The sequence below is a fragment of the Planktophila turicensis (SeqCode) genome (assembly GCF_965234405.1).
Taxonomy (GTDB): Bacteria; Actinomycetota; Actinomycetes; order Nanopelagicales; family Nanopelagicaceae; genus Planktophila; species Planktophila turicensis.
The window spans coordinates 1,305,155-1,331,884 of record NZ_OZ248346.1 but is presented as its reverse complement, the minus strand read 5'-3'; the positions used below and the strand labels follow the sequence as shown (position 1 = coordinate 1,331,884).

The 26,730-nt window shown below is 47.7% G+C and carries 22 protein-coding genes and 2 tRNA genes; 19 read left to right on the top strand and 5 right to left on the bottom strand.

The features are described from left to right. Positions 1–21: 21 nt before the first annotated feature. From AC8GFK_RS06935 to AC8GFK_RS06925, 3 genes are read left to right on the top strand one after another with little or no spacing between them, the layout of a single operon-like run. Complete coding sequence (locus AC8GFK_RS06935; RefSeq protein WP_506625160.1) at positions 22–2,727, top strand: family 78 glycoside hydrolase catalytic domain; 2,706 nt, start codon at positions 22–24, stop codon at positions 2,725–2,727. A 15-nt stretch (positions 2,728–2,742) separates the two neighbouring features. Then, the gene (locus AC8GFK_RS06930) at positions 2,743–5,124 is read left to right on the top strand and encodes a beta-glucosidase family protein (protein WP_506625159.1); all 2,382 of its coding nucleotides are present in this window, start codon (positions 2,743–2,745) and stop codon (positions 5,122–5,124) included. Next, the gene (locus AC8GFK_RS06925; protein ID WP_506625158.1) at positions 5,117–6,304 is read left to right on the top strand and encodes an MFS transporter; all 1,188 of its coding nucleotides are present in this window, start codon (positions 5,117–5,119) and stop codon (positions 6,302–6,304) included. Before AC8GFK_RS06930 ends, AC8GFK_RS06925 begins: the two co-directional genes overlap by 8 nt. A gap of 10 nt (positions 6,305–6,314) precedes the next feature. On the opposite strand, the gene AC8GFK_RS06920 is transcribed toward AC8GFK_RS06925, so the two are convergent. Further along, positions 6,315–6,581, bottom strand: a complete 267-nt coding sequence (locus AC8GFK_RS06920) for a cell division protein CrgA (protein WP_095674116.1) — start codon at positions 6,579–6,581, stop codon at positions 6,315–6,317. Positions 6,582–6,609: 28 nt separating this feature from the next. Here AC8GFK_RS06920 and AC8GFK_RS06915 point away from each other — a divergent pair, with 28 nt between their 5' ends. Further along, positions 6,610–7,239 carry an aminodeoxychorismate/anthranilate synthase component II gene (locus AC8GFK_RS06915; protein ID WP_506625157.1) on the top strand — a complete coding sequence of 210 codons (630 nt, stop codon included), beginning with the start codon at positions 6,610–6,612 and terminating at the stop codon, positions 7,237–7,239. 2 nt (positions 7,240–7,241) lie between these two features. Here the strand turns inward: AC8GFK_RS06915 and AC8GFK_RS06910 are convergent, their stop codons facing one another. The 3 genes from AC8GFK_RS06910 to AC8GFK_RS06900 are packed head-to-tail and all read right to left on the bottom strand — an operon-like array spanning position 7,242 to position 10,753. Beyond that, positions 7,242–8,423 (bottom strand): cytochrome P450, encoded by a 1,182-nt coding sequence (locus tag AC8GFK_RS06910; RefSeq protein WP_506625156.1) that lies wholly within the window; start codon positions 8,421–8,423, stop codon positions 7,242–7,244. Positions 8,424–8,432: 9 nt separating this feature from the next. Next, positions 8,433–9,980: a protein kinase domain-containing protein gene (locus AC8GFK_RS06905; protein WP_506625155.1), complete on the bottom strand. Its 1,548-nt coding sequence runs from the start codon at positions 9,978–9,980 to the stop codon at positions 8,433–8,435. Then, on the bottom strand, positions 9,977–10,753 hold the full coding sequence (locus tag AC8GFK_RS06900; protein WP_506625154.1) for a PP2C family protein-serine/threonine phosphatase: 777 nt from the start codon (positions 10,751–10,753) through the stop codon (positions 9,977–9,979). The genes AC8GFK_RS06905 and AC8GFK_RS06900 overlap by 4 nt, the downstream gene beginning before the upstream one ends. Before the next feature lie 36 nt (positions 10,754–10,789). On the opposite strand from AC8GFK_RS06900, the gene AC8GFK_RS06895 reads away from it, so the two are divergent. From AC8GFK_RS06895 to AC8GFK_RS06845, 11 genes are all read left to right on the top strand, one after another. After that, complete coding sequence (locus AC8GFK_RS06895) at positions 10,790–11,485, top strand: glycerophosphodiester phosphodiesterase (protein ID WP_506625153.1); 696 nt, start codon at positions 10,790–10,792, stop codon at positions 11,483–11,485. 3 nt (positions 11,486–11,488) lie between these two features. Beyond that, a complete protein-coding gene (gene pheA, locus AC8GFK_RS06890; RefSeq protein ID WP_506625152.1) occupies positions 11,489–12,331 on the top strand; it encodes a prephenate dehydratase in 843 nt (280 codons plus the stop codon). Beyond that, positions 12,328–13,596 carry a serine--tRNA ligase gene (gene serS / locus AC8GFK_RS06885; RefSeq protein WP_506625151.1) on the top strand — a complete coding sequence of 423 codons (1,269 nt, stop codon included), beginning with the start codon at positions 12,328–12,330 and terminating at the stop codon, positions 13,594–13,596. Before pheA ends, serS begins: the two co-directional genes overlap by 4 nt. Further along, on the top strand, positions 13,593–14,423 hold the full coding sequence (locus AC8GFK_RS06880; protein ID WP_506625150.1) for an HAD family hydrolase: 831 nt from the start codon (positions 13,593–13,595) through the stop codon (positions 14,421–14,423). The genes serS and AC8GFK_RS06880 overlap by 4 nt, the downstream gene beginning before the upstream one ends. Before the next feature lie 49 nt (positions 14,424–14,472). Then, positions 14,473–14,555 (top strand) — tRNA-Ser (locus AC8GFK_RS06875). A 170-nt stretch (positions 14,556–14,725) separates the two neighbouring features. Then, on the top strand, positions 14,726–15,526 hold the full coding sequence (gene sdhC / locus AC8GFK_RS06870; RefSeq protein WP_095674110.1) for a succinate dehydrogenase subunit SdhC: 801 nt from the start codon (positions 14,726–14,728) through the stop codon (positions 15,524–15,526). Positions 15,527–15,532: 6 nt separating this feature from the next. Then, positions 15,533–17,437, top strand: a complete 1,905-nt coding sequence (locus tag AC8GFK_RS06865; protein WP_506625149.1) for a fumarate reductase/succinate dehydrogenase flavoprotein subunit — start codon at positions 15,533–15,535, stop codon at positions 17,435–17,437. Continuing rightward, entirely contained in the window at positions 17,437–18,195 is a 759-nt protein-coding gene (locus AC8GFK_RS06860) for a succinate dehydrogenase/fumarate reductase iron-sulfur subunit (protein WP_095674108.1), read from the top strand. Before AC8GFK_RS06865 ends, AC8GFK_RS06860 begins: the two co-directional genes overlap by 1 nt. Next, the gene (locus tag AC8GFK_RS06855) at positions 18,195–18,536 is read left to right on the top strand and encodes a phage holin family protein (RefSeq protein WP_095674107.1); all 342 of its coding nucleotides are present in this window, start codon (positions 18,195–18,197) and stop codon (positions 18,534–18,536) included. Before AC8GFK_RS06860 ends, AC8GFK_RS06855 begins: the two co-directional genes overlap by 1 nt. Beyond that, positions 18,515–18,892 carry a fluoride efflux transporter FluC gene (locus AC8GFK_RS06850; protein WP_506625797.1) on the top strand — a complete coding sequence of 126 codons (378 nt, stop codon included), beginning with the start codon at positions 18,515–18,517 and terminating at the stop codon, positions 18,890–18,892. The genes AC8GFK_RS06855 and AC8GFK_RS06850 overlap by 22 nt, the downstream gene beginning before the upstream one ends. Continuing rightward, complete coding sequence (locus AC8GFK_RS06845) at positions 18,889–19,227, top strand: fluoride efflux transporter FluC (protein WP_506625148.1); 339 nt, start codon at positions 18,889–18,891, stop codon at positions 19,225–19,227. Before AC8GFK_RS06850 ends, AC8GFK_RS06845 begins: the two co-directional genes overlap by 4 nt. Here AC8GFK_RS06845 and AC8GFK_RS06840 read toward each other — a convergent pair. Continuing rightward, positions 19,216–20,670, bottom strand: coding sequence for an aminopeptidase P family protein (locus AC8GFK_RS06840; RefSeq protein ID WP_506625147.1), 1,455 nt, complete (start codon positions 20,668–20,670; stop codon positions 19,216–19,218). The two genes, AC8GFK_RS06845 and AC8GFK_RS06840, sit on opposite strands and share 12 nt — an antisense overlap. 74 nt (positions 20,671–20,744) lie before the next feature. On the opposite strand from AC8GFK_RS06840, the gene AC8GFK_RS06835 reads away from it, so the two are divergent. From AC8GFK_RS06835 to AC8GFK_RS06820, 4 genes are all read left to right on the top strand, one after another. After that, on the top strand, positions 20,745–24,074 hold the full coding sequence (locus AC8GFK_RS06835) for a proline dehydrogenase family protein (RefSeq protein ID WP_506625146.1): 3,330 nt from the start codon (positions 20,745–20,747) through the stop codon (positions 24,072–24,074). A gap of 2 nt (positions 24,075–24,076) precedes the next feature. Beyond that, positions 24,077–25,306 carry an FAD-binding protein gene (locus AC8GFK_RS06830; RefSeq protein ID WP_506625145.1) on the top strand — a complete coding sequence of 410 codons (1,230 nt, stop codon included), beginning with the start codon at positions 24,077–24,079 and terminating at the stop codon, positions 25,304–25,306. Then, complete coding sequence (locus AC8GFK_RS06825; protein ID WP_506625144.1) at positions 25,307–26,605, top strand: endonuclease/exonuclease/phosphatase family protein; 1,299 nt, start codon at positions 25,307–25,309, stop codon at positions 26,603–26,605. It abuts the gene before it with no gap. A gap of 24 nt (positions 26,606–26,629) precedes the next feature. Next, a tRNA-Ser gene (locus AC8GFK_RS06820) sits at positions 26,630–26,718 on the top strand. Positions 26,719–26,730 lie beyond the last annotated feature (12 nt).

Below are 26,730 nucleotides of genomic sequence, written 5' to 3'. Positions count from 1 at the left end.
ACACAACTAAAGGGGAACGTCATGTCATCACTTCCAGAGTCAACAAAGCGCGATGAAGCAACCAGAGTCATTGGGCTTCAGACGCAGTACTCAGCTGACTTAATTGGCCTTCCCATCGTTGATCCTCAATTGACTTGGCAGATTTCAAGTGAGCGAATAGATGCAACTCAACTTGCCTACGAAATTTCTTCTGTTGGAGAGATCGGAGATGTCATCACATCTGCAGTTGTAATTAGTGCAGAGCAGATTGAACAAGTAGCAGCTGGTCACATTTCCAAGGCCCGCGAAATTCGTCATCTTCGCGTTCGAGTTGCTACTCAGTATGGTTGGTCCGAATTTAGCCCCTATGCAAAGTTCGAGACAGGTTTAGCCGCAGGTGCAGAGTTAAAGGGAGAATCGATTGGTGATTCATCTTCACACTCCGAACCATCTCCAATTCTGCGCAAAGAATTTCAAGCAGGAAAGAAAGTTGCAAAGGCTCGTCTCTACGCAGCATCCGAAGGTATCCACGCTCTCTATCTGAACGCAGTTCCTGTAACAGATGAATTCTTTACTCCTGGTTGGACTGCTTACGATGATCGTCGTACCTACATTACTTATGACGTCACAGCCCTAGTTCAAGATGGCGGCAACTGCATAAGCGCTGAACTTGGTGATGGCTGGACGCGAGGCAAGCTCGGATTTATGAATATGTACGACAACTATGGCAAGAACATTCACCTGCTTGCACAACTTGAAGTCACATACACAGATGGATCATCAGATGTTGTTGTCACAGATAAGTCTTGGAAGGTTTCTTCCGGCGAGATTCAATTTGCAGATATTTACGATGGCACAACAATCGATTACACAAAGCGCCAAAAAGGTTGGCAGTTAGTTGGATTTAATGACTCAGCATGGAGCGCTCCGGTTGTATATCCATTCGCGAAGGAGACTCTCTCTGCTCGCACATCGACTCGAGTTGTGAAGATTGAAGAGTTCGCTTCAAAAATTCTTGATTCAAAGAACACCACTCGTACACTTCTTGATTTCTCTCAGAATATTTCAGGATGGGTTCGTCTTACAGTCGATGGCAAGAAGGGTGACGTAGTCACACTCCGTCATGCTGAAGTCCTTGAACCAGGGCCAAATCTGCACACTGCTGCCCTTCGCACTGCGAAAGCAACAGACCATTTCACTCTTGATCGCGACGGTCGCCATGTTCTTGAACCAAAGTTCACATTCCATGGCTTCCAATTCGCAGAAGTTACCGGCCCGGCCAAGTTCATCTCTGCCGTGGGTGTTGCAATTTCATCTGCAAATGAGCGCCGCGGAACATTTACTTCTTCGGATGTACGTCTTAACCGCTTACATCAGAATGTTGTCTGGTCTATTGCCGACAATATGGTCTCGGTCCCAACAGATTGCCCACAGCGCGATGAGCGCCTTGGTTGGACGGGGGACGCGCAAGCAATTGCGATGACATCAAATACTTTATACAAGCTCGATAGCTTCTGGCGTAACTGGTTGGTCGACCTCTGGGTGGATCAGAAGCGTGTGGGCGGAGTTGGCGCCGTTGTTCCAGATATTTTGTCTAAGCAACCTTCTCCAGCAGAAGGTGCAGGCTGGGTTATTACAGACCGCGCGGGTTGGGCTGATGCTGCAACTATCGTTCCGATGGCTGCTTATGAGTCATATGGAAGTGCTGCAACACTCAAGCAACAAGTTGAAAGTATCCGTGCTTACGTTGATGGCTTATCAGCGCGTCGCCAAGGAGAAAAGTTTTTACCAGAAGAGTTCCAATTTGGAGACTGGTGCGATCCTGATGCACCTGTAGACCAACCTTGGCTATCAAAGGTAAAGGCGCAATTCGTAGCAAACGCATTCTTTGCAAATACCGTTCAACTAGCAGCTGACACAGAGGCGCTAGTTGGAGATGCTGCGCATCAGAAGAAGTTCACCGAATTAGCAGCAACGCTTAAGAAAGATATCTGGGAGCACTTTGGCCAAGAAGCAAAAGAGACAACAGCTGGTTGCTCCATTGCACTTGAATTCGGAATTGTTCCTGAATCTGAAAAAGCACAAGTCGCAAAGATCTTGAGCGATATGGTCATTGCAGATGAAGGAAAGATCACCACTGGATTCCTTGGAACACCACTTATCTTGCACGCGCTCTCAAAGAATGGCTACTTCAACGCCGCATACACAATGTTGATGCGCCGCAAGGTACGTTCTTGGCTCTACCAAGTAGACCAGAAGGCAACAACAATCTGGGAACGTTGGGATGCGATCCGTGAAGATGGATCAATCCACAAGGGCGAGATGGCAACTTCTTCTGAAGAGCAGCCAGATGCATCGATGATCTCCTTCAATCACTATGCATACGGTGCAGTGATTGACTGGGTCTATCGCAACGTTGCAGGTATTGCACCTACGTCAAAGAACCCTGGCTATCGTCACATCACTTTTGCACCTCGTCCAGGTGAAGGATTCACTTATGCATCAGCGGATATCAAAACTCCATATGGTGTTGCTGGAATCTCTTGGGAGATTGTTGGCGACAGCGTGCTCTCTGCAAAAGTCACTGTTCCGTTTGGATCTCGTGCAGTAATCGATTTCCCAGTCTCAGCCAATTCAGTACTTCGAGTGAATGGCAAGACCGTCTCCAACAAAGCTGAAGTTGGATATGGAGATTATGAAGTCACAGTGAGTGCACCTGAAGTTGCATCCTTTAAAGTTGCACTTTAATTACTAGGGAGCCTCATGGATTTCAAAGCGAGTGTCGATAAGTTAAGTATTGAAGAGAAGGTTCGCCTATTAACAGGTGAAGATTTTTGGACTACTTACGCACTTCCCAGTATTGGACTTCGCAAGATGGTGGTCTCCGATGGTCCATCAGGCGTACGTGGAGAACTATGGGATGAAAGAAGCCCTTCGCTCTCACTTCCATCTGCGACTGCATTTGCATCCACTTGGGATCGAGATGTACTCGGCCACGTTGGCGAAGTTATGGCACATGAAGCTCGCAGTAAGAACGTCGATGTGGTCCTCGGGCCAACTATCAATCTTCATCGCTCACCACTGGGTGGACGCCACTTTGAGGCATATTCAGAGGATGCAGTGCTCTCTGGAAAATTAGCTTCTGCTTTTGTTAATGGAATTCAGGGGCAAGGTGTTGGTGCATGCCTCAAACATTTCATCGCCAATGATGCTGAAACAGATCGCCACACAGTCAATAACATCCTGGATGACGAGACCCTGCGTGAGGTCTATGCACTTCCATTCGAAATAGCTGTCAGAGATTCAAATCCTTGGACAATCATGTCCGCATATAACCGCGTCAATGGCCCAAAGATGGCTGCTTCTCCACTTCTCAACTCAATGCTGAAGGAAGAGTGGGGTTGGGATGGCGCCGTCGTTTCGGATTGGACCGGAGTCCAGTCGACTGTTGATACTGGCAACGAGGGCAACGATCTTGAGATGCCGGGACCCTTTGGTTTCTGGGGCGAGAAGTTAATTGCAGCGGTAAAAAGTGGCGAAGTATCCGAAGAAGCAATCAATGCAAAAGTAGAGCGACTTCTACGCCTTGCATACCGAGTTGGTAAGTTTGCAGATGCTGAAGTTAAGAAGGCTAAAGCATTTACAAATGCCGAGCTGCAAGCTTTTGCTCGATCTGTCGGATCCCAATCTATTGTCTTGGCAAAGAATGAAAATTCTGCATTACCGATTGAGAAGAAGACTTCAATTGCAGTCATTGGTGCGCATGCGAGATTTGGACGTGGACAAGGTGGCGGCTCTGCGACGGTGTATCCAACAGAATTTGTTGCACCTCTTGAAGGTTTAACGAATAACGCGCCAGCAGGATCAACAATTGAGTATGCACTTGGCGTGAATTCAGATACGGGGCTTATCCAATTTGATAAGAATTACCTCAAGAACCCAGCAACGGGCCAAGGAGGTTGCCTCGCTGAAATTTTCGCACCGGATGGAAGCGTTCTATTGCGAGAAGATCGATTCGGCGGATTCTTTAACTGGGCGACTCAGCCATGGATGTTCCAGTACTCCTTCATCCGCGTTTCAGGAATCTTCACGGCAAATGCGGATGGTGAATATCAATTTGGCGTAGGAATGGTCGGTAATTACAAGGTCACCATTGGAGATCAAGTACACGAGGGCTTTATCCCAATGCACTCAGACGACCTAGGTGAATTCGTTCTTAATCCCCCAACTAGATCTTTCGGGCATACCTTGCGTAAGGGTGAAGAAGTATTGATTCAATGGGAATACCCGCAAGGTTCATTACCAATTCCTATTGCATCTTTCTTAATTGGATTCCGCGAACCTTCACGCAGTCAGGCTGAAGAGATTGCCGCAGCAGCTTCTCTTGCCACTGAATCAGATGTCGCAATCGTCTTTGTTGGCACAACTGCTGAAATCGAGTCTGAAGGCCACGACCGTGCAGACATTTCGCTACCAGACGGTCAAGATCAATTGGTTTCTACAGTTGCTAAAGCAGCTAAGCGCACCATCGTTGTGGTGAATTCAGGCTCTCCGGTTGAGATGCCATGGTTTGATGAAGTTGATTCAGTTCTCTTCACATTCTTTGGCGGGCAACAGATGGGCAATGCGCTTGCAGATGTTCTTTTTGGTGCTGTTAATCCTGCAGCCCGCACAACAACAACATGGGCACGAAAGATGTCCGATCTTCCAGTTTCCAATACAACGCCATCAAATGGCGAGCTTCACTATTCAGAAGGCCCTTTCATCGGTTACCGCGCTTGGCAGAAAGCGAAGAAGAAGCCTTTGATTCCATTCGGATATGGATTGTCATATACCTCATTTACTTCCGAACTAGTAACCGCGGATAAATCAACCGCGAGAGCAAAAGTTACAAATACAGGAAACCGTGATGGTGCATATGTTGTTCAGATTTATGCGCACCTGCAAAGCAATGAAAATTTTGAGCGACGATTAGCTGGATTCGCAAAGGTCTTTCTCAAGGCAGGAGAAAGCCAAGAGGTTGATGTTGCTCTCGAACCACTTGCCTTCAAGCGCTTCAAGGGTGGATGGCAAGATCAAGCCGGTAAATGGGAGATCACTCTTGCAGAGAATGCATTTGAAGAAGGTTCGTCCATAATTGTTTAAAACTTATATCGAGCTCTTTAAGACGCCGGGTGCAAAGAGAATTGCTTCGGCAGGTTTTATTGCTCGATTACCGATTGCCATGGATACCTTGGCGATTATTCTCTTTGTTCAATCTGTCGATGGCAGATACGCAGTAGCAGGCTCGTTAACCGCTGTTGCTGCGCTAGTAACAGTTATCTCTTCTCCACTGTGGTCTAAAGCCGCAGATCACATTGGCCAGCGACCTGTTTTGACTATCGCTGTACCCATTCGAATACTTTCAATCATCACCTTTATCGCCCTCGTGAAGAACGGAGCACCTATTTGGAGCTGGTTTATCGCGATTTTTGTAGCTGAATCGGCGTCGGTAAGTATCGGTTCTATGACGCGACGTCGCTGGGTTCATCTGATTGCAGAGGAGAAGAAAGATCTCCTCTCAACTTCGTACGCATTTGAAAGCCTGCTGGATGAATTTATTTACATTTTAGGACCGGTCATTACAACTGCAGTAGTAGCTGCAATATCACCTGTTGCTGGTCTTGTACTGGGCATTATCTTCTTAGTTGTTGGCGCACCCACACTTGCCGCACATTCAAAGTCTGACCCTGGTATCGAACATCGCAATAAAGGCGAGAAACACAAATCAGTATTTCGAAATCGAAAACTACAAGCAGTTGCAATTCCTCTCACCATCGCCGGTGGAGCTTTTAGTGCAGTGAATATCTCTGTAGTGGCCTTCTCTGAAGAACGAGGGTCTAAATCAATTTCTGGAGTTCTTCTTGGGATATGGGCAGTTGGTGGAGCCGTCTCAGCGCTGATAAATGGATCCATAACGTGGAAAATTTCCCACGGCTCTCGATACTTAGCTTACTTATTTGGGATGACTGCCATCTCTCTAACTTTTCCGTTTCTTGAAAACTTCTATCAATTGGGTATCGCACTATTTTTGCAGGGGCTTTGTATCGCGCCGCTACTTCCTAATGGCTTACCTCTTGTCACCAACTCTGTTCCACCATCACAAATGACGCAAGCAATTACTTTGGCGACAGCTGGAATTCCACTGACCGGAGCTCTTTCAAGTTTTCTATCTGGACAATCCATCGATAGATATGGAGCAAGCACCACGCTTTGGTTGCCGTTCGGATTCTTGGCATGCGCAAGCGCAGCAACTCTGTTTTACCTTAAGGAATATAAAAGCTAAAGAGTCGGGTTTAGCGCCACTTGGTAGCGAGTGAGAAACCAACTGCAATAAAGCTAAAACCAATAATCATGTTCCATGCACCAATTCCAGGAATTGGATAGAGAGTCTGGCTTACGTAGAAGACAACGATCCAGAACAAGCCGATAAGGAAGTTAGCGACCATCACAGGTGCGAGCCATGATGGGCTCTCGAGGATCGCTGAATCTTCCTCGATGTGATGCTGTTCTTCGTGAGCGTGCTGCTCTTGAACCTTCTTACGCAATTTCGACTTTGGCATAGGGCCTAGGTTACAGCACAATTACCGCATGGCTCGAATCCTCGTCATCGATAACTATGACTCGTTCGTGTTCAACCTGGTGCAGTACCTGCAGCAGTTGGGCGCCGAATGCACCGTAGTTCGCAACGATGAAGTCGAGGCGAATGAGGCCGCTAAATATGACGGAGTCTTGATCTCTCCAGGACCGGGAACGCCGGATAAAGCAGGCGTCAGTATTGCGATGATTAATTTCTGTGCAGAAAATTCCATTCCATTATTTGGTGTCTGCCTAGGCCACCAAGCAATCGGTGAAGCTTTCGGTGCAACTGTTTCTCGTGCACCTGAATTACTTCATGGGAAGACTTCGCAAGTAATTCATAACGGTGCAGGAGTTCTTGCAACTCTTCCATCACCGTTTACTGCAACTCGTTATCACTCACTTGCAGTCGAACGTGACACTGTTCCTGCAGTTCTAGAAATTACAGGATCAACTGAATCCGGTGTTGTGATGTCAATGCGTCACGCAACTCTGCCTATTGAAGGCGTTCAGTTCCATCCTGAATCAGTATTAACAGAGCATGGTCATCTAATGCTTGCTAACTGGCTCGTTAAATGTGGAGATCTTGATGCACCAAAGCGTGCAGTTGGATTATCTCCGGTAGTTGGAAGCTCGAAGTAAAGCTACTTCTTCCAGTTGATCAAAACTTTTCCCACCTTGTAGGTCGCAACAGGATGGGCAAATTCCATAGGCTCTAACTGTTCGGCCGAGACCAACTCAATTTCACTTACCGCGTTAAGTAATTGAGTCAGGGATTCTTGAATGACTAAGCGCGCAAGTTGCTGACCGATACATCCATGTATTCCATGTCCGAATGAAAGGTGCGCCTTCAATTCACGATCTAATTTCAACGAGTTGGGCTCATCCCAAATGCGTGGATCGCGATTTACTGCAACAGGTGAAACGGAAATGCTCTGCCCTGCTGCAATTTTATGACCGTCTATCTCTAGTTCTTCGAGCGCGGTTCGAGGAAAGAGAGTCACAAACATGGCGCAGAAGCGCATCAACTCTTCAATTGCTTCAGCAGGGACAGGAAGGCTCTTTCGCAGAAGATCGAGCTGATCTGGGTTTTGAAGAAGCGCGATCATGCTGGTTGAGATCATGTAAGCGACTGAATCACGCCCAGAGGTGAAGAAGACGTAGATAAGGCCTTCTACTTCAGCCTGCGTAAGCTCAGATTGAATCAGATGAGAGATGACGTCCTCACCTGGATTCTCTAACTTATATTGATAAACCTGGCGGAGGTATGAAATGCGTTCTTCGCGAGTAACAGAGCCAACAAATGTGCGTTCAAATTCTTTCACCAGCGACTGAGGTATTCCAAGAACAAATGCATGGTTTGCGATCGAGATTGGTTCACTGAAATGCTCAGTGAGATCAACTGGTTGCGGCTGTTGCAGGAAGTGACTCAATTGATTAGTTACTAGAGCCGAGACTGCTTCTGAATATGAGTTGACAGCTTTAAACGAGAATTTTGAAGTTACAGTCTTGCGGCACTTTCTATGTTGATCTCCATCGAGCGCCAATAAATCAGCTGTAGTAATTGCAAGTTCGTCTCGCTCATCAATGAATTCTTCCGGAGTTTGTTGAGGTGCTAATCCTGGGAAGCGATGTGGTTGTTGGCTAAATCGGACGTCAATAAGAATTTCTTGTGAAATTTCCTGCCGAAGTGCAATTAAACCTTCATGCCCATCCGGGAAAGATAAAGATGTAATCGAAGATGAATCACGCCAATGGTCGAGAGTAGGAGAGGGATTTAACGGCGTTCCATCCGATGGGAGATTGTGCTTATGTGGACAATCCATAGTTCTTTCCTACGGAGCCCGATTGATAGTAATTGTTACTGATTTACCAATCGTCTGCGTTGTTCCCGCATCTGGTGCCTGTCGAATAACAACACCAGCAGGTTGCGCAGAGTCATAGTCATAAAATTCTTTAATCAAGAAGCCAGCTTGAATAAGTAACGTCTTCGCTTGAATTGCTTCGATACCAATCAAGTTTGGAACAGTTACTTCACCGCTTGCGATGGTCAGAATTACTGAACTTCCTGCCTCGGTTACCGAACCGACGGCTGGCATTACGTCGAGCACAGTTCCTTGTGGTTGATCAGAAGGCGAAGCAATTGTTTGCGATACCAAGAGACCAACAGAAGTTAGTGCAGAGCGCGCATCAATAAGTGACATACCTATTAAGTCATCAGGAACGATTGCATCACCTGGACCATCCGAGACGGTAAGAACTACCGAAGAGCCAACCTTTGCTCTGGTCGTTGCAAGAGGAAGCTGGCTTGCTACGCGATCTTTAGGGATAACGCCATCGTGGGCATGCTTGATGGTGACTGAATAATCAGCAAGAAGAGCGCGAGCCATTTCTTCGCTTAAGCCCACAACGTTCGGAACCATTGGCCCTGAATTACTTCCGCCGCCACTCATTAAGAGGCCAGTTACAGAAAGAGCGATGGCGGCAAAGAAAGAACCACCCAAGAGCAAAGCTGAACGACGAGAGAAGAGAGGCTTCTTTGCAACCTTTGTTGTGACAACTTCACCAGCGCGAACCTTTGCGATGTCATTGAGCATTGCTTGTGCGCTCTGATATCTATCTTCTGGCTTCTTGGAAAGTGCAACGGCTAAAACGGTTTCAATTCCTTCAGGAAGTTCTGGCTTCAGTGTTCGCACAAGTGGCGCGATGCTTGATGCATGCTGATAGGCAATTGAGACTGGAGTCTCGCCAGTAAATGGCGGTTGCCCGGTAAGAAGTTCAAAGAGTAAGCAACCGGTTGAGTAAATATCGCTACGAGAATCTGCAGGTTCGCCAACTGCTTGTTCTGGCGAGAGGTATTGCGCAGTGCCAACAACGTTCCATGTGCTTGTAAGCGTTGCACCGAGATCATCCATCGCGCGCGCAATTCCGAAGTCCATCACCTTCACATCACCGTTATCGGTAATCATGACGTTTGCAGGTTTGATATCGCGGTGCACGATATGTCGATCGTGCGAATATTCAAGACCGGCGAGAATTCCTTCAGCAATTTCTAGAGCGCGGTTGAGTGGAAGTCTTTCACCTTGATGAATGAGTTCGCGCAGAGTGTGTCCAGATACGAGCTCCATAACAATGTATGGCGCAGGTTCTTCACCAGAGTCATAGACAGCAACAATTGCTGGATGGTTCAAACCCGCTGCAGCCTTTGCCTCTTTGCGGAAGCGAGATACGAATGCAGGATCTTTTGCTAAATCACTGCGGAGAATCTTGATCGCAACTTCACGTGAAAGGCGCTGATCTTGAGCGATATAAACATCGGCCATTCCGCCGGTGCCAATCATCTGGCCGAGAAGATAACGGCCGCCAAGCAATGAGTTCATCATTGTGCAGCTCCAATCTTCTCGATGTTATCTGGTTGAACTTCTTCTACAAGATCTGCAATGACGACAGTGACATTATCGGGTGCGCCATTGATAAATGTCGCATCGATAAGTGCGCCCACCGCTTCGTCACGATCCTTGCCCTTAATAAGAGATTTGATCTCTTTCTCGGAAAGAACTGAACTCAAGCCATCGCTACATACTAAGTAGCGATCCTTAACTTTTCCTTCGAATACAGGGAGCGGAAGGTCGAGATTGCCCTCGCCCATCAATACCTGTGTAAGTACAGACCTTTGAGGGTGTGTAGCTACATCAGATTGGCTGATTGCACCTTGGTTAAGTAGCTCTTGAATAACAGTGTGATCAACGCTGAGCTGGTCTAATGAATTTCCGCGCAATCTGTAGGCACGCGAATCACCAATATGCAGCAGCGCGACTTCGTTATTGCGCAAGAAAAGAGAGGTAAGGGTTGTTCCCATTCCAGATAGTTCTGGGCTTTCTTGCACCGCTGCTTTTAACTCTTGATCAATAGTGTGAAAAGAGTTCAGATAGATATCGTCTGATGATTCAGAATCGATATCAGGACTAGTAATTACCTTTGATAATTCAGCAAGAGTTGAAATTGCAATCTTTGATGCAACTTCTCCAGCTGCATGTCCGCCCATGCCATCGGCAACTGCAACGATGTTGCGAGACGTGAAAGCGCTATCTTCATTTCCGCTGCGGACAAGGCCAACTGCAGATCGCGCAGATGTAGCGAAGTAGAGCTGGCTCATGCGCATAAGCCTAATCTCTTTGCTACTGTCAGTCTCATGCTTATCTATGCTCACCGCGGTGCTAGCGCTGACTTCCCAGAGCTCACCCTGGCTGCATACGAAGGCGCAGTCGCTCAAGGGGCCGATGGCTTTGAATGCGATGTCCGGCTGACAAAAGATGAGGTGCCGGTTCTCTGGCATAACGCGACGATGCTCGAACGGGCAGGCAACGCTGGGCTGATAGCCGAGATGACATATAAAGAGGTATCGCGCGCATATCCGCAGATTCTTACCCTCGATGAATTTCTTGCATTTGCAGTAAGTAATAAGAAAGGTGTCTTGCTAGAAACTAAGCACCCAGTTATTTCTGGAAATCGCATTGAAGAAGTTGTTGTTGAGAAAATTCGTGCAACTAAAGGAATCGAAAAGATTGATGTGGCAGTGATGTCATTTAGTTGGTTTGCGATTGAAAAGATGAAGAGAATTGATCCAACTATTCACACAACATTTCTGATGCAAAAGAACACCTCATGGTTTCAAGCAAAGTTCTCATCTTCGGCATCAATAGGTCCGGGCATCAACGAACTTCGCGAAGAACCCATTCGCGCCGAACGCATTAAGAAGCTGGGCCGCTCGCTTAATGTATGGACTGTCGATGATGATGCCGATATCAAACTCTGCGAGAAGTTAGGCGTCGATATTCTCATCACAAATAAGCCGTCACATGCCCGCGAGGTACTCAGGTATCCTTAACCAGTGAGCGCAGCCGACAGCCAGACATTCGCCTATTTAGGCCCCGTTGGCACATTTACCGAAGCCGCTCTTGCGAAAATTACATGCGATTCTGATGTAAAAGTTCCTTATGCAAATGTCACTGCAGCACTTGATGCAGTACGTAAAGGCGAAGCAGATTTTGCTCTAGTTCCGATTGAAAACTCTGTCGAAGGTGTTGTTGCACGCACGCTCGATGAATTAGCAATCGGAGATCCACTTACTATCGCTGGCGAAGTTACTTTGCCTGTCACCTTTGCATTTATGACTAAGCCGGGCGCAACAACAATTAACCGCATCGGCACACACCCACATGCAGAATCACAGTGCCGTTCATACATTGCAGCGAAGTATCCGCATGCAGAGATTGTTCCTACTAATTCAACATCAGCTGCTGCAGAAGCAGTGAGCAAGGGCGAACTGGATGCAGCAATTGCATCAAATGCAGCTGCTAGCCACTTCGGTTTAGAAATTCGCGAAGACAATATTGGTGACAATGCCGGCGCTGTCACTCGATTCATCTGCGCCCAGAAGCCAGGTTGGGTTCCAGAACCGACCGGCCACGATCGCACCTCGATGGCTGTCTTTATCGATATCGATCACGCTGGCGCGCTGCTGGAAATCCTCCAGGTATTTGCCAAGCATGATGTAAACCTGACATTCATCCAGTCACGTCCAACAGGTCGCGAACTTGGTCACTACCATTTCATTATTGATGTCGAAGGCCATATCAACGATGCTCCAGTCGGAAAGTCGATTGAAGAGCTTCGTTCGATCTGCGATGACATTAGATTCCTAGGTTCCTATCCACGAGAGGTGCGTTCATGATTGATATCAAGTTCCTACGCGAGAACCCTGATGTTGTCCGCGCATCTCAAAAGGGCCGCGGCGAAAACGTTGAGCTCGTAGATCAGATCATTGCAATCGATGAAATCAAGCGCGCTGCTGTCTCTGAATTCGAAACTCTGCGCCAAGAGCAGAATGTGCTTTCAAAGAGCGTCGGAGCTGCAAAGGGCGATGAAAAGGCCGCGCTCCTTGCCAATGCAAAGGAGCTTGCCGACAAGGTAAAGGCTGCCGATGCAAAGCGTTCAGAGATTGAAGAGAAGGCAAAGGCGCTATTGCTTCAGCTTTCAAACCTTCTCGATACCGAAGCGCCTATTGGTGGCGAAGAAGATTTCGTAACAATCGAACACATCGGAACACCTCGTGATTTCGCTAAAGATGGCTTTGAACCAAAAGATCACGTCGAACTCGGAAAGTTGCTTGGCGCAATTGACACCGAGCGTGGTGCCAAGGTTGCCGGTTCACGTTCATACTATTTAACTGGCGTTGGCGCACTCCTTGAGTTCGCACTTGTAAATTACGCAATCCAGAGCGCACTCAAGAATGGTTTCTCACCTGTAATTCCACCTGTGCTGGTAAACCCTGCAGCAATGGAAGGAACAGGCTTCTTAGGCCAAGCCGCAGAAAACGTTTATCGCATTGAAAAAGATGATGTCTATCTTGTCGGTACATCTGAAGTTCCACTTGCTGCAATGCATATGGATGAAATTCTTCCTGCAGATAAGTTGCCACTTCGTTACGCCGGTTACTCATCATGTTTCCGCCGCGAAGCTGGAACATATGGCAAGGACACCCGCGGAATCATTCGCGTTCACCAATTCGATAAAGTTGAAATGTTTACCTTCTGCAAGCCAGAGGATGCAAAGGCAGAACATAAGCGTTTGCTGCAGTGGGAGAAAGATTTCCTTACAGCGATGGAGATTCCATTCCGCGTTATCGATGTTGCATCAGGTGATCTCGGATCATCTGCCACACGTAAATTTGATATCGAAGCTTGGGTTCCTACACAGGGCGCTTATCGCGAAGTAACAAGTACCTCTAACTGCACCGAATTCCAGGCACGTCGCCTCAACATTCGCTACAAGGATGCAGAAGGTACAAAGGCGATTGCAACTCTTAACGGCACATTGGTCGCTATTCCTCGCATGATTGTTGCGATTCTCGAGAACCATCAGAACGCTGATGGAACAGTCAATGTTCCTGCAGCTCTTCAACCATTCCTCGGAATGAAGAAATTCGAGCTCGTGTGAGCAATAACCAAGAAGTAGCACGTCGCCCGAAGTTAATTGCAACGGATCTCGACGGAACCATCGTTGCGCATTACGGAGATATCACTCAGCGCACAATCGATACCTTTAAGAAGGCTCACGCCATGGGCATTGAGATTTTCTTCGTCACTGGCCGCCCACCGCGTTGGATGCCTGAAATCAAAGAAGCATTTGGAATTGGCAGCGCAATCTGTGGCAATGGCGCAATGTTGTACGACCTTCACAACGACAAGGTTCTTGAAGAGTGGCTGATTCCAGTTGATGCACAACTAGAAACAGTTACACGTCTACGTAAAGCGATCCCACAGATTTCATTTGCAGTTGAATCACATAATTACTTCCACCGCGAGAAGGCATATATTCCGCGCTGGGATGTCGGTCTCGATAACGTGGGTGTAGATCAGATTGAAGAGATTATTACTTCACCAGCTCTGAAATTACTCGCACGTTGCTCACAACAAGAACTTTCATCCGATGAAATGCTTGCGATTGCAAGAATTGAACTAGAAGGTGTTGTAACTGTTACCCACTCAAACCCTTCAGATTCACTCCTTGAAATTTCTGCACTCGGTGTCTCCAAAGGTCTAACTCTTGCAAAGATGGCAGAACGACTTGGTATCGATGCAGCCGATTGCGTTTCATTCGGCGATAACCCAAATGATTTCTCAATGCTTCAGTGGTGTGGTCGATCATTTGCAATGGCTGATGGCCACCCTGAAGGACCACTCCATGCAAAAGGTGTAGCTGGTCCATGTGAAGAAGATGGTGTTGCAATCATCATCGAGCAGTTGCTCGAACTTCCAGCGTAAATTTCCAGACGATTTTTCGAAGTAGCCGATTTCGGGTAATCTCTCCCACGGAGGACTCGCATAGCGGCCGAGTGCACCGGTCTTGAAAACCGGCAAGGGAAACCTTCGTGGGTTCAAATCCCACGTCCTCCGCGCTTAAGGCAAAGCCCGTCTCATCACTGAGGCGGGTTTCGCATTTCCCCCTCGAGTTGTGGCTGACTTCATAAGCCCTACGAGGCTTACCGCCTAGCGACTTTCGGCGTAGAAGCGCACACTTCTCTCATTGCAGTCACAGACTGCGCTTTGAGTTCAGGGGAGCAGATATGTCCGGAGTTTTTTCTCCAACGCGCGCCAAGATTAAAGAGCGCACGCTTCGCACAGATAAGTGGTGGTTAGAACCCGCAGTTACATTCGGCGTTCTCTTCTCATTCGTTATCTACGCGACGTTTAGAGCATTCGAAGGTGCAAATTACTATAAGGATCACTTGATCTCACCTTTCTATTCACCATGTTTATCTGAAGCGTGTGTTCCTGAAGCGACGATCTTCGGATGGACTCCAGTAAGTGCACAGATCTTCAACTTCGCACTTTCACCAGCTCTTATTATTTTGATCTTCCCACTCGGTTTCCGTATGACTTGCTACTACTACCGCAAGGCTTACTACCGTGCTTTCTGGCTCTCTCCACCTGCATGTGCAGTTGCAGAACCACATACAAAGTACACAGGCGAAACTCGCGCACCACTTATCTTGCAGAACGCACACCGTTGGTTCTTCTATGCAGGTTTGGTATTTAACGTGTTCCTTACTTATGACGCAGTGATTTCATTTAAGAACGTTGAAGGCGAATGGGGACATATGAGCGTTGGTTCGCTCGTACTTCTCGTGAGCTCAACTCTTCTCTGGACATATTCATTGTCATGTCACACATGTCGCCACACAGTTGGTGGACGTCTGAAGCACTTCTCGAAGCACCCAGTTCGTTACAAGCTCTGGACTTTCGTCTCAGCAATGAACCACAAGCACCAGCAGTTCGCTTGGTACTCACTTGCTGGCGTTGCTTTCGCCGATATCTACGTTCGCCAAGTTGCAACTGGCGCCTGGACAAACTTCTACTTCTTCTAAAGGACGATGGCTGATATGAGCTCATTAAATTCGGTTTTGGAAAAACATAAGTACGACGTCCTAGTAATTGGTGCAGGTGGAGCAGGTCTTCGCGCTGCGGTAGAAGCACGCGAAGCTGGTCTGAGCGTTGCAATCATCTGTAAGTCACTCTTCGGCAAGGCCCACACTGTTATGGCAGAAGGTGGCGCAGCTGCTTCGATGGGTAACGTCAACGACAATGACAACTGGATGGTTCACTTCCGCGACACAATGCGCGGCGGAAAATTCCTTAACCACTTCCGTATGGCAGAACTTCACGCCAAGGAAGCGCCAGATCGCATCTGGGAACTTGAAACTTGGGGCGCTCTCTTTGACCGCACTAAAGAAGGAAAGATTTCACAACGTAACTTCGGTGGACACGAATATCCACGCCTGGCACACGTTGGTGACCGCACAGGTCTAGAACTCATCCGCACCATGCAGCAGAAAATTGTTGCTCTGCAGCAAGCAGATGGTCGCGAATTCGGTGACATGGAATCAAAGATCAAGGTCTTTGCTGAATGCACCATCACTGAAATTCTTAAGGAGAATGGCAAGATCGCTGGCGCTTACGGTTACTGGCGCGAAACTGGCGAAGAAGTTCTCTTTGAAGCACCAGCAGTTGTTATTGCAACCGGTGGCGTAGGAAAGACTTTCAAGATTACTTCTAACTCTTGGGAAGGTACCGGCGACGGACATGCACTTGCTCTTAAGGCAGGCGCAAACCTTGTTGATATGGAGTTCTTGCAATTCCACCCAACAGGAATGGTCTGGCCACCATCAGTACGCGGAATTCTCGTAACAGAATCTGTTCGCGGTGAAGGTGGAATCCTTACCAACTCTGAAGGCGAACGCTTTATGTTTAAGTACATCCCAGATGTATTTAAAGATAAGTACGCAGATAACGAAGCAGAAGCAGATCGTTGGTATGAAGATCAGGACAACAATCGTCGTCCACCAGAACTTCTTCCACGTGATGAAGTTGCTCGTGCGATTAACTCAGAAGTTAAGGCAGGACGCGGAACCGAGCACGGTGGAGTATTCCTCGATGTCTCAAAGCGCATCCCAGCTGAAGTTATTAAGAAGCGCCTTCCATCTATGTGGCACCAGTTCTATGAACTTGCTGGCGTAGATATCACCAAGGAAGCGATGGAAGTCGGCCCAACATGTCACTACGTCATGGGCGGTGTTGAAGTAGAGCCAGATACAGCTGCAGCGATCGGAGTTCCAGGACTTTACGCAGCAGGTGAAGTTGCTGGTGGAATGCATGGTTCAAACCGTCTCGGTGGAAACTCACTCACAGACCTTTTGGTATTCGGCCGTCGTGCGGGTGCAGGAGCAGCTGAGTACGTAAAGAGCGCTGGTGCAAACCCTGTCTCTGATTCAACAATCAAGGCAGCAGCAGATCGCATTGAAGCTCCATTTAGTCGTGCGGGCGGAGAGAATTCATATTCACTTCACGCAGAACTTCAGGAAGTCACACATAACTTGGTCGGAATCATCCGCACACGTACTGAGATCGAAGAAGCGATCGCAAAGATTGCCGATATCCGCGCTCGCAGTAAGAACGTGGCAGTAGCTGGTGGACGAAAGTTCAACCCAGGATTCCACTTGGCATTCGACCTCGACAATATGTTGCTCGTCGCTGAATCAACTGCAAAGTCAGCTCTCTTGCGTGAGGAATCACGCGGTGGCCACACTCGCGATGATTTCCCTGGCATGAATAACACATGGCGTCAGGTCAACCACATCTCTTCATTCGATGGCAATCAAGTCAACATCAAGGCGCAAGCGCTTCCGATGTTGCCTAAGGAGCTCTTCGATCTCTTTGATGTTCACGAACTTGAGAAGTACATGACACCGGAAGAAATTGCGAAAGGCGGTTCCAACTAATGGCGCGCAAACTTAATCTTCGCATCTGGCGAGGAGACTCGACAGACGGTGGTCTCAAAGATGTACAGGTAGATGTCAACGAGGGCGAAGTTGTTCTCGATGTAATTCACCGCGTTCAGGCAACACAGATGGGCGACTTGGCAGTTCGTTGGAACTGTAAGGCTGGCAAGTGTGGATCTTGTTCTATGGAGATCAACGGAAAGCCACGTCTAGCTTGTATGACACAGGTTGCCTCATTCGATGAGAATGAAACTATTACCGTTACTCCACTTCGCGCATTCCCAGTAATTAAGGATCTCGTCACAGACGTATCTTTCAATTACAAGAAGGCGATGGAAATTCCTGCATACGAACATCCAAAGGAGCTCGCTCCTGGTGAAGCGCGTATGGAACAGATCGATGTCGAGCGCAGCCAAGAGTTCCGCAAGTGCATCGAATGCTTCTTGTGTCAGAACACATGTCACGTTATCCGCGACCACGAAGAGAATAAGAAGTCATTTGCTGGCCCACGATTCTTTATTCGCATCGCAGAACTTGATATGCACCCACTCGATAAGCTCAAGAACCGCAAGCGCACAGCACAAGAAGAGCATGGTCTCGGAATGTGTAACATTACAAAGTGCTGTACTGAAGTTTGCCCAGAGCACATCAAGATCACCGATAACGCAATCATTCCTATGAAGGAGCGCGTTGTTGATATTAAGTACGATCCAGCACGCATGTTCGCGGGCATTTTGAAGCGAGAAAAGCGCAACTAATGTTGCTCGTTAGGTGGGCTGTACTCGCATTCTCGATGTGGATTGCGACGCTAGTCGTACCTGGCATTACCGTCGATGGCGGCGTAACTACTTATTTATGGGTTGCGCTGCTCTTCGGGCTCATTAACAGCTTCTTCGGTTCGATAATCAAGGTGCTTACTTTTCCAGTTTCCATCGTAACTTTTGGTCTCTTCCTCTTTGTCGTGAACGCAGCGATGTTGTCGCTAACTGCGCGATGGAGCGAAAAACTTGAAGTCACTGGTTTCTGGTCCGCACTCTTTGCATCACTGATCATCAGCGTCATTACAACTCTCTTTAAATCTACGAAGAAGTTGGCTTAACTCTGAAAGCGGTCTGGCTCGTCTCGCTGGGCGGAGTTCTGGGAACTCTTACTCGTTACGCCCTATCGCTTCTCATTCCATCAAATGGTTTGGGCACTCTTGCTGCAAACATTATTGCCGTCGCCCTCGCCATGGTCTTGATGGTCTTCATGGAACGCCGCGGAATCACTGAATTGCGTTACTTACTTCTCCCAGGTTTCTGCGGCGGTCTTTCTACATTCTCGGCAGTTACTTATGAAGCTGTGGCCCCAGGTGAAGCAGGGCTCGCTTTCCTCTTCTTCAATCTTTTCTCATCTCTTATCGTCGTAGTTCTTGCGCTCAAATTTGCTCGTAAATACATCAAGGTGCGCGCGTGAATACTCTCCTGATCATTCTCGGCGCTGCAATTGGCGCACCAGCGCGTTTTTTAGTCGATCAATACTTTAGGAAATTTACTGAAAAACCTGTCGGAACCTTTGTAGTCAATATTGCAGGTTCGTTTCTCATCGGTCTTACATATAGCTCGACAGAACATTGGCATGATTTTCTAGCAATTGGTTTTGCGGGTGCTTTTACAACTTGGTCGACTTTTATCATTGACATCTTCTTAGGTTATGAACTTAAGAAGTACAAAGTTGTTGCAGTGAACTTAGTTGCATCTCTCGTATTTGGCTTACTAGCCGCATACGGGGGATATTTACTAGCGTCCTAAAATCCCCTGCATCCACTTTTCGATCTCGTCTGGATGACGCGGAATATTCTCAGAGATATTGCGACAACCATCTGCAGTCACAACAACATCATCTTCAATGCGGATACCAATACCTCGGTATTCCGGCGCAAAGAGTTCATCATCAGGTTGGATGTAGAGACCTGGTTCAACAGTCAGAACCATTCCTTCGCGAAGAGGTGCATCGAGATACTGCTCTTTACGAGCTTGCGCACAGTCGTGAACATCTAGACCTAAGTGGTGGCTTACTCCGTGCAAAGTCCAACGGCGATGCAATCCGATTTCAGGCTTCATTGATTCTTCTGCCGAAACGGTAAGAACTCCCATATCTGCCAAGCCCTTTGCCAATACTTCTTGGCATGCCTTGTTGATCTCAGAGAAGAGAACCCCTGGCTTAATTGCAGCAAAGCCAGCTAATTGAGACTCATAAACCAGCATATAAAGTGCTCTTTGAGCAGGTGAGAACTTTCCATCAACGGGCAAAGTACGAGTGATATCAGCTGTGTAGAAGGATTCAACTTCAACACCTGCATCGACTAGCACTAGTTCACCACGACGAACATCTCCATCGTTGCGGATCCAGTGCAATACACATGCGTGTGAACCAGCACCAACAATGGTGTTGTAACCAAGGTCATTACCCAAGATTCGTGCGCGACCGTAAAAAGCACCATCAAGAACGCGTTCACCGCGAGGAGTTTCAACAGCTGCAGGCATGGCATGGATGACATCGTTAAACCCGAGTGCGGTTGCATCAACGGCTGCCTGCATTTCGCGAAGTTCGTACTCGTCTTTGCAGAGGCGTTGTTCTGATACGAAAGTTGCGAATTCATCTTCGCGGTCATGCTTCTTAACCTTTGGATCCACTGCCGGATCAACGTTGCGAAGAGTGAGGGTTTCTTTTCCATCAGCCAAGAGGGTTTCAAGTTCATTGAGATGGCGAGTATCGATTTGGTAGCGAGCTTTGGCTTCATCCAGTGTGAAGCGACGGCCAACCCAGAGTTCGCCGTACTTTGCATCGCGGTAGAAAGCATCGGTGTCGCGAGTAGAGCGAGGGTTCATATAGAGATAGGTAATGTGTGAATCACCAGATGGTTCCAGAACGAGAACTGCGTCCGCTGTTGCATCTGCACCTTGAACTCCGCTGTAATAAACGTAAGCGCTATGAGGGCGGTAGTTGTAATCAGAGTCGTTGGCGCGGACCTTAAATCCACCAGCCGGAAGGACGAGACGAATTCCCTTGTATTCCGCAGATAAAACCTGGCGGCGGGAGTATGCATACGTAACAACTTCGAGAGGTTCGATGTTGCTCAGATCAGATGGCGCCCATCCTGACTTCATGAAGTTCGAGAAGAGCTCAGAAGGCGCTTGGTCGTGAATGCGCTTTGGCTTATCTGTCGTAACGTCTGCATTTTCGTTATTCATATTTCAATCTTACGCTTATAAATCTCACATTTGTAGGGCCTGCAAGGGTGAATATCCCTTGATAACCTTGCGAAATGCCTTCAATCTTTGAGACAGATGCAGCGCTCGATAAGCTCGCAACGACTGCCATTACTCGCACCAAAGAGTTAATGGAGCAGTCAGATAAGTTGCGTGACCGCCGCGAGAAAGCTAACCGCAAGCGCGTTGCTCGCCTCTTTAAAGATCCGAAGGCAATCGAGGCAACAATCACTTTGACCGATGAAGTTATGCGTATCTCTTCAGTTAAATCTTCTTCTCGCATCTTCCGTCGCGCAGCCAAGAAGGCGAGCATCACTGGATTTGGTCCACTTAACGGAATCGGGCTTCATGCAATTGGAATCATCTCAAATGTATTGCCAACGCCAGTAGTTGCTGCTGTCCACCAGCGCGTACGCGCACTTTCTAAAGATTTAATTCTTGCATCCGAAGCCGATAAATTATCGAAGCATCTTGGCAAGCGCACCGACAAAGGTATTTCACTCAACATCAACGTTTTAGGTGAAGCGGTTCTCGGCGACCATGAAGCCGAACTTCGCTTCCAATCAATTCTTGAAATGATGCGTCGCCCAGAAGTGAATTACATTTCAGTAAAGCTTTCATCCATCGTTGCTCAGCTCATCATCATGGACGTCGAAGGTTCAATTACTCGCGTATCTGAAAAGATGCGCATTCTCTATCGTGAAGCAATCCAGCACGGTGTATTTGTAAACCTGGATATGGAGGAGTACCGCGACCTTCCAATGACTGTTGCGGCATTTATGCGCGTGCTTGATGAACCAGAATTCGAATCCATGAAGGCCGGAATCGTTCTACAGGCATACCTTCCTGAATCCCATAAGTTCTTCGCTCAGTTAGTTGATTGGTCAAAGGCGCGTTATGCGCGCAGCGGTGGCACCATCAAGGTTCGCCTCGTTAAGGGTGCAAACCTTGCAATGGAGCGCGCAGAAGCAGAACTTCATGGCTGGAGCTCTGCCCCATATCGCTCAAAGTCAGATGTAGACGCCTCTTATGTGCGCCTTGTTGATGCCGCTCTTCGCCCAGAACATTCAAAGGCTGTGCGCATTGGTATTGCTTCACACAACTTATTCCATATGACATGGGCGCTTGAAGTCGCAAAGTCTCGTGGGGTTGTTGACCAGATTGATATTGAAATGCTTGAAGGAATGGCAAATGCTGAAGCACTCGCTGTGACTCGTGCGGGTCAGCCAGTTCTTTTGTATGCGCCAGTAACTCGTAAGGATGATTTTGCTGCAGCGGTTGCTTATCTTGTTCGCCGTCTTGATGAAAACACATCGGATGAGAATTACTTAAAAGCAGCATTTGAAATCTCAAAGAACCCTGCAAAGTTTAAAGAGCAAGAAGAGCGCTTCCTTAAGTCAATTGCTGAGCGCCACACAATTACTACTGAATCGCTGCGCCATATTGAATATGCGATGACAACCGGTACGACATTTGAAAATGAGCGCAACGCAGATCCAACCGAACCTCAATTTATCGCGGCTGTCTCAAAGGCAATCAAGAAGGTCCGCGCCATTAAAGATCAAGAGATTCCATTGGTTATCAATGGCAAAGAGATTTTTACTAAAGAGCAAGAAGAAGGAACCGATCCTTCTGATAACGGCAAAGTTTGGTACCACTACTCAGTTGGTTCAGCCAAAGATGTAGATACCGCAATCGAAACCGCTAAGAAAGCGCAGGACAAGTGGAGCGGTTTAACAATCGAAGAGCGCACCACAATTCTCTTTAAAGCGGCAGAAGTAATGCAGAAAGCAACAACCGAAACCATCGCAGTCATGTCACGCGATGCCGGAAAGACAGTGGCAGAAGCAGATCCAGAAGTTGCTGAAGCTATCGACTTTGCGCGTTTCTATGCAACGACTGCGCAGAACTTCGGCGAATCAACTCCGCTCGGAACCATTCTTGTTGTTCCACCATGGAACTTCCCATATGCAATTCCTATGGGTGGAGTCTGTGCAGCCCTCGCCGCTGGCAATACGGTGATCTTGAAACCAGCGCCAGAGACTGTTGCTACAGCCTGGGAGATCGTCAGCCACCTATGGGCAGGCGGTGTTCCTCAGGATGTATTGCAGTTCTTGCCTATGCGAGATGACGAAAATGGAAAGTATCTCGTTACCAACCCAGGCATCGATGGTCTGATTCTGACTGGTTCTTTCAACACCGCAGCGCTCTTTACTTCATGGCGCCCTGAGATCAACTTGATGGCAGAAACAAGCGGTAAGAACGCTGTTCTTATCTCAGCGTGCGCAGATATCGATGCAGCCGTTAAGGATCTCGTACAGTCTGCATTTGGTCACGCAGGACAGAAATGTTCAGCAGCCTCTATTGCAATCGTTGATACCCATATCTACAACGACCCGGCATTTGTTCGCCAGCTCAAAGATGCCGTCGAATCACTTCATGTTGGAGCAGGGTGGGATTTCTCAACAACTGTTGGACCAATCATTCGCCCATCAGAGAACGCTCTTACTCGTGCACTGACACAGCTAGATTCCGGAGAAACCTGGCTGGTTGAACCAAAGCAACTTGATGATGCAGGTTTGATGTGGCGCCCAGGTGTAAAGCTTGGTGTGCAGGCAAAGTCTTGGTCACATCGCAACGAATGGTTTGGTCCAGTCCTTGCAGTAATCGAAGCATCTGATTTCGATACAGCGATCAATTGGCAGAACGAAACTGATTTCGGCCTGACTGCAGGTATCCAATCTCTCGATGAGAAAGAGTGCGAAGAGTGGATCAATCGCATCGAAGCAGGAAACCTTTACGTTAACCGCGGAATTACTGGCGCGATTGTTAACCGTCAACCATTTGGTGGTTGGAAGCGTTCTGCAGTTGGCCCCAATGCGAAAGCTGGCGGACTTAATTACGTCAACACACTTCGCAACTGGCCACGTGTAACAAACCTCGAAGCAGCCATTTATGGCGTTAATACGTGGTGGGCAAAGGTTGGTTCACAAGCGATTGATCGCAGTGGACTAATTGTTGAGAAGAACTTCCAGCGCTATCGCCGTTATTTGGCGCCTATTGTGGTTGTTGTTGATGAATCAACTACTCAGGCCGAAAAGTCACTAATTCACCACATCGCTCAGACAACAGGTGCAAAGGTCATCTTCACAACCGATCTTGGTGATGTAAAAGAGAAGTACTCACGCGTTCGCTGGCTTGCATCAAGTAAGCCACCGATCCTTGAAGAGATGGATAACGGAATCTCAGTCGACCATCGTCCTATTGCACAACGTGGAGATATCGAAACTCCGCGCTGGTTGCTCGAACAGTCCGTTGCGATTACCTATCACCGCTACGGAAATCCAAACGGTGGACCAAAGCCAGCCTGTAGTGGTTTGAAATAACCATGCAGAACTGGAGCAAGAACGTTGATTTCAACGATCGAGGTTACTTGCAGCCAGAGTCACTCGCTGAATTACAAGAGTTAGTGCGCAGTAATGCAAAGTTGCGCGCACGAGGCACTGCCCATTGCTTCAATGAGATTGCAAATACCAGCAGCTATGCAATAAATCTCTCGAAGATGCCTCAGACTATTGAGATTAACCCTGAATCAAACTCGGTCACCGTTGCTGCTGGATTGAAGTACGGCGAACTTGCACCCGTTCTTCACCAACAAGGATGGGCGCTCAACAATCTCGCATCTCTTCCACACATTTCGATTGCTGGCTCGATTTCTACGGGCACTCATGGTTCAGGAATAATGAATCAGAACCTTGCCAACCAAGTTCTTGCTCTGGATCTTGTAACTGCCGAAGGCGAACTTCGCCATATTAATCGCACAAACCCAGCATTTAACGCACTCGTTGTAGGTCTTGGTCTCGGTGGAATTGTTTATCAGTACGAGCTAAAGATTGAACCAACATTTGAAATCCGTCAGGTTATTTATCCAGAGATACCTCTTGATGTTCTGCAACGTAGCTTTGATCAAATTATGGGCACTGCTTATAGCGTCAGCTACTTCACTGATTGGGGTAGCGATCAGGTTGGAAATCTCTGGTGCAAATTCCGCGATGGTGAAGCAATTCCCGAAAGTATCGGCGGAAGTTCAAAGGCTGATAAGAAATATCACCCAATCCCTTCTGTTGATCCAGTTGCTTGTACTGAACAACTGGGCGTTTCAGGTTTTTGGCATGAGCGTTTATCGCACTTCAAACTCGATTTCACTCCCAGTGTTGGTGAAGAGATTCAGACTGAGTTTTTTGTCGATCGAAAGGATGCAGCTGCTGCAATAGAGGCAGTGAGTAAGTTAGGTGCTGAAATCTCTCCACTCTTATGGATTACTGAACTTCGCACAATTGCCGCAGATGATCTGTGGCTTAGCGGTGCATTTCAGCGCGATACCTTGGCTATTCACTTCACCTGGAAAAAAGATGATGCAATTTATCCAGTTATTGAAAAAGTTGAAGCTGCTCTTCGAGCATTCAATTACCGCCCACATTGGGGCAAGGTATTTACTGCCGATGCTCAATATCTAAAGAGCGTCTACCCAAAGATGAGCGAATTCAAGGCTCTTGTCGAGGCGCTAGATCCGAATAAGAAGTTTGAGAACGGTTTCACAAGAAAGGTGGTCGGTTAAATGAAATTTCGGGCACTTCTCACTTCAACCCTTTCACTGCTTCTTCTCGCTCCAATCTTTCCTGCACAGGCAGATACCCAGCCCATCAAAGTGATGTCACGCAATCTTTATCTTGGTGCAGATGTGGGTGTGGCTCTAGCAAAGATTCCGAATATGCCGGCTGCCGCTCAATTTATGTGGGATCAAGTTCAGAAGACTGATTTTTCCAAGCGCAAGAAGATTCTTGCCGACCAGATTCGAGCCGAATCACCTGATGTCATAGGTATTCAAGAAGCGACGATTTGGTACTGCAAAGCCAAGTTCTGGAGCAAGAAAACCGAGGTTTTCAACTTCACTCAAGAGTTACTCGCTGAACTCAAAGGCGATTACATCATCGCCGAGAAAGACGGAGTTCAGGCAAACAATCCTGGTTACTCAATTGGTCCAATCTCATTTCTGACTACCGTTAAGGATCCAGAGACTTTTCAGAAACTCTTCGGCCAAGATAAAGCTGATTGCGGATTCCAAATTGGTGATGCACTCATCGTCAAGAAAGAGCTTTCGCAATATGTAAATCAAGTGGGAAACTCCGAATACGCGAGTATTTACAAAGTTGTGCCGACTCTTATGGAAATTAATCGTGGATATACCTGGGCTGATATCACTATGCAGGGAACTAATGTTCGGTTCATCTCTACACATCTTGAATCATTGTGGGACGAGAACAAAACTCCAAAAGCTGCAGATCAAGCTCGACAACTTGTTGCAGATGTGAAATCAACAAAATCACCAATAGTTCTGATCGGTGACTTCAACTCAGATCCGCGAGATCCGCGTCCATTGGATGTTCCAAACCCAGGTGAACAACCAACTGCATCTGAAAAATGTCCAGCGGGGGCAACTGACTGCAACGCTTATAAAATTATGCGTGATGCAGGATTTACAGATGCTGGTCCCGATGCAAGCGAAGCGAGTAGTTACACATGGGGGATGAATGCACTTCTCACAGGTGCAGATCCGAAGAGAAAAGCAGCTGCAACTGCGATGGGCAATAGCTTTGGGTTTACAGATCGCTTGGATTACATCTTCGTTAAGAATGGAATTGATGTAGCCACTGCAAGAACCTTTGGACAAGGCGCACCATACGGATCAGACCATGCTGGAGTCATCGCAGAACTTAATGTGACTGCACTCGGCTCAGTCATCAGTGAACCACTTGATGCCCATCGACCTTTTCCGATTTCGTTCTGGGAGGGCGTTGGCATACTGCTCTTAGCCCTCGTTGCTTGGCGAATTGTGCGTAGATTCCGCCGTCGCTAGCGCGGTAGACTTCACCTGCAACTCGGAGACGTCGCATAGCCCGGTCGAGTGCGCCTCACTGCTAACGAGGTAAGGGGTTAAACCCTTCAGGAGTTCAAATCTCCTCGTCTCCGCTCTGATTTAGC

Coding starts and splice junctions, on each gene's coding strand:
- AC8GFK_RS06860 (WP_095674108.1), top strand. CDS start 17,437: ATGGCGCGCAAACTTAATCTTCGCATCTGGCGAGGAGACTCGACAGAC.
- AC8GFK_RS06840 (WP_506625147.1), bottom strand. CDS start 20,670: ATGAATAACGAAAATGCAGACGTTACGACAGATAAGCCAAAGCGCATT.
- AC8GFK_RS06865 (WP_506625149.1), top strand. CDS start 15,533: ATGGCTGATATGAGCTCATTAAATTCGGTTTTGGAAAAACATAAGTAC.
- AC8GFK_RS06935 (WP_506625160.1), top strand. CDS start 22: ATGTCATCACTTCCAGAGTCAACAAAGCGCGATGAAGCAACCAGAGTC.
- AC8GFK_RS06905 (WP_506625155.1), bottom strand. CDS start 9,980: ATGATGAACTCATTGCTTGGCGGCCGTTATCTTCTCGGCCAGATGATT.
- AC8GFK_RS06900 (WP_506625154.1), bottom strand. CDS start 10,753: ATGAGCCAGCTCTACTTCGCTACATCTGCGCGATCTGCAGTTGGCCTT.
- serS (WP_506625151.1), top strand. CDS start 12,328: ATGATTGATATCAAGTTCCTACGCGAGAACCCTGATGTTGTCCGCGCA.
- AC8GFK_RS06920 (WP_095674116.1), bottom strand. CDS start 6,581: ATGCCAAAGTCGAAATTGCGTAAGAAGGTTCAAGAGCAGCACGCTCAC.
- AC8GFK_RS06830 (WP_506625145.1), top strand. CDS start 24,077: ATGCAGAACTGGAGCAAGAACGTTGATTTCAACGATCGAGGTTACTTG.
- sdhC (WP_095674110.1), top strand. CDS start 14,726: ATGTCCGGAGTTTTTTCTCCAACGCGCGCCAAGATTAAAGAGCGCACG.
- AC8GFK_RS06895 (WP_506625153.1), top strand. CDS start 10,790: ATGCTTATCTATGCTCACCGCGGTGCTAGCGCTGACTTCCCAGAGCTC.
- AC8GFK_RS06825 (WP_506625144.1), top strand. CDS start 25,307: ATGAAATTTCGGGCACTTCTCACTTCAACCCTTTCACTGCTTCTTCTC.
- AC8GFK_RS06835 (WP_506625146.1), top strand. CDS start 20,745: ATGCCTTCAATCTTTGAGACAGATGCAGCGCTCGATAAGCTCGCAACG.
- AC8GFK_RS06930 (WP_506625159.1), top strand. CDS start 2,743: ATGGATTTCAAAGCGAGTGTCGATAAGTTAAGTATTGAAGAGAAGGTT.
- AC8GFK_RS06915 (WP_506625157.1), top strand. CDS start 6,610: ATGGCTCGAATCCTCGTCATCGATAACTATGACTCGTTCGTGTTCAAC.
- AC8GFK_RS06910 (WP_506625156.1), bottom strand. CDS start 8,423: ATGGATTGTCCACATAAGCACAATCTCCCATCGGATGGAACGCCGTTA.
- AC8GFK_RS06855 (WP_095674107.1), top strand. CDS start 18,195: ATGTTGCTCGTTAGGTGGGCTGTACTCGCATTCTCGATGTGGATTGCG.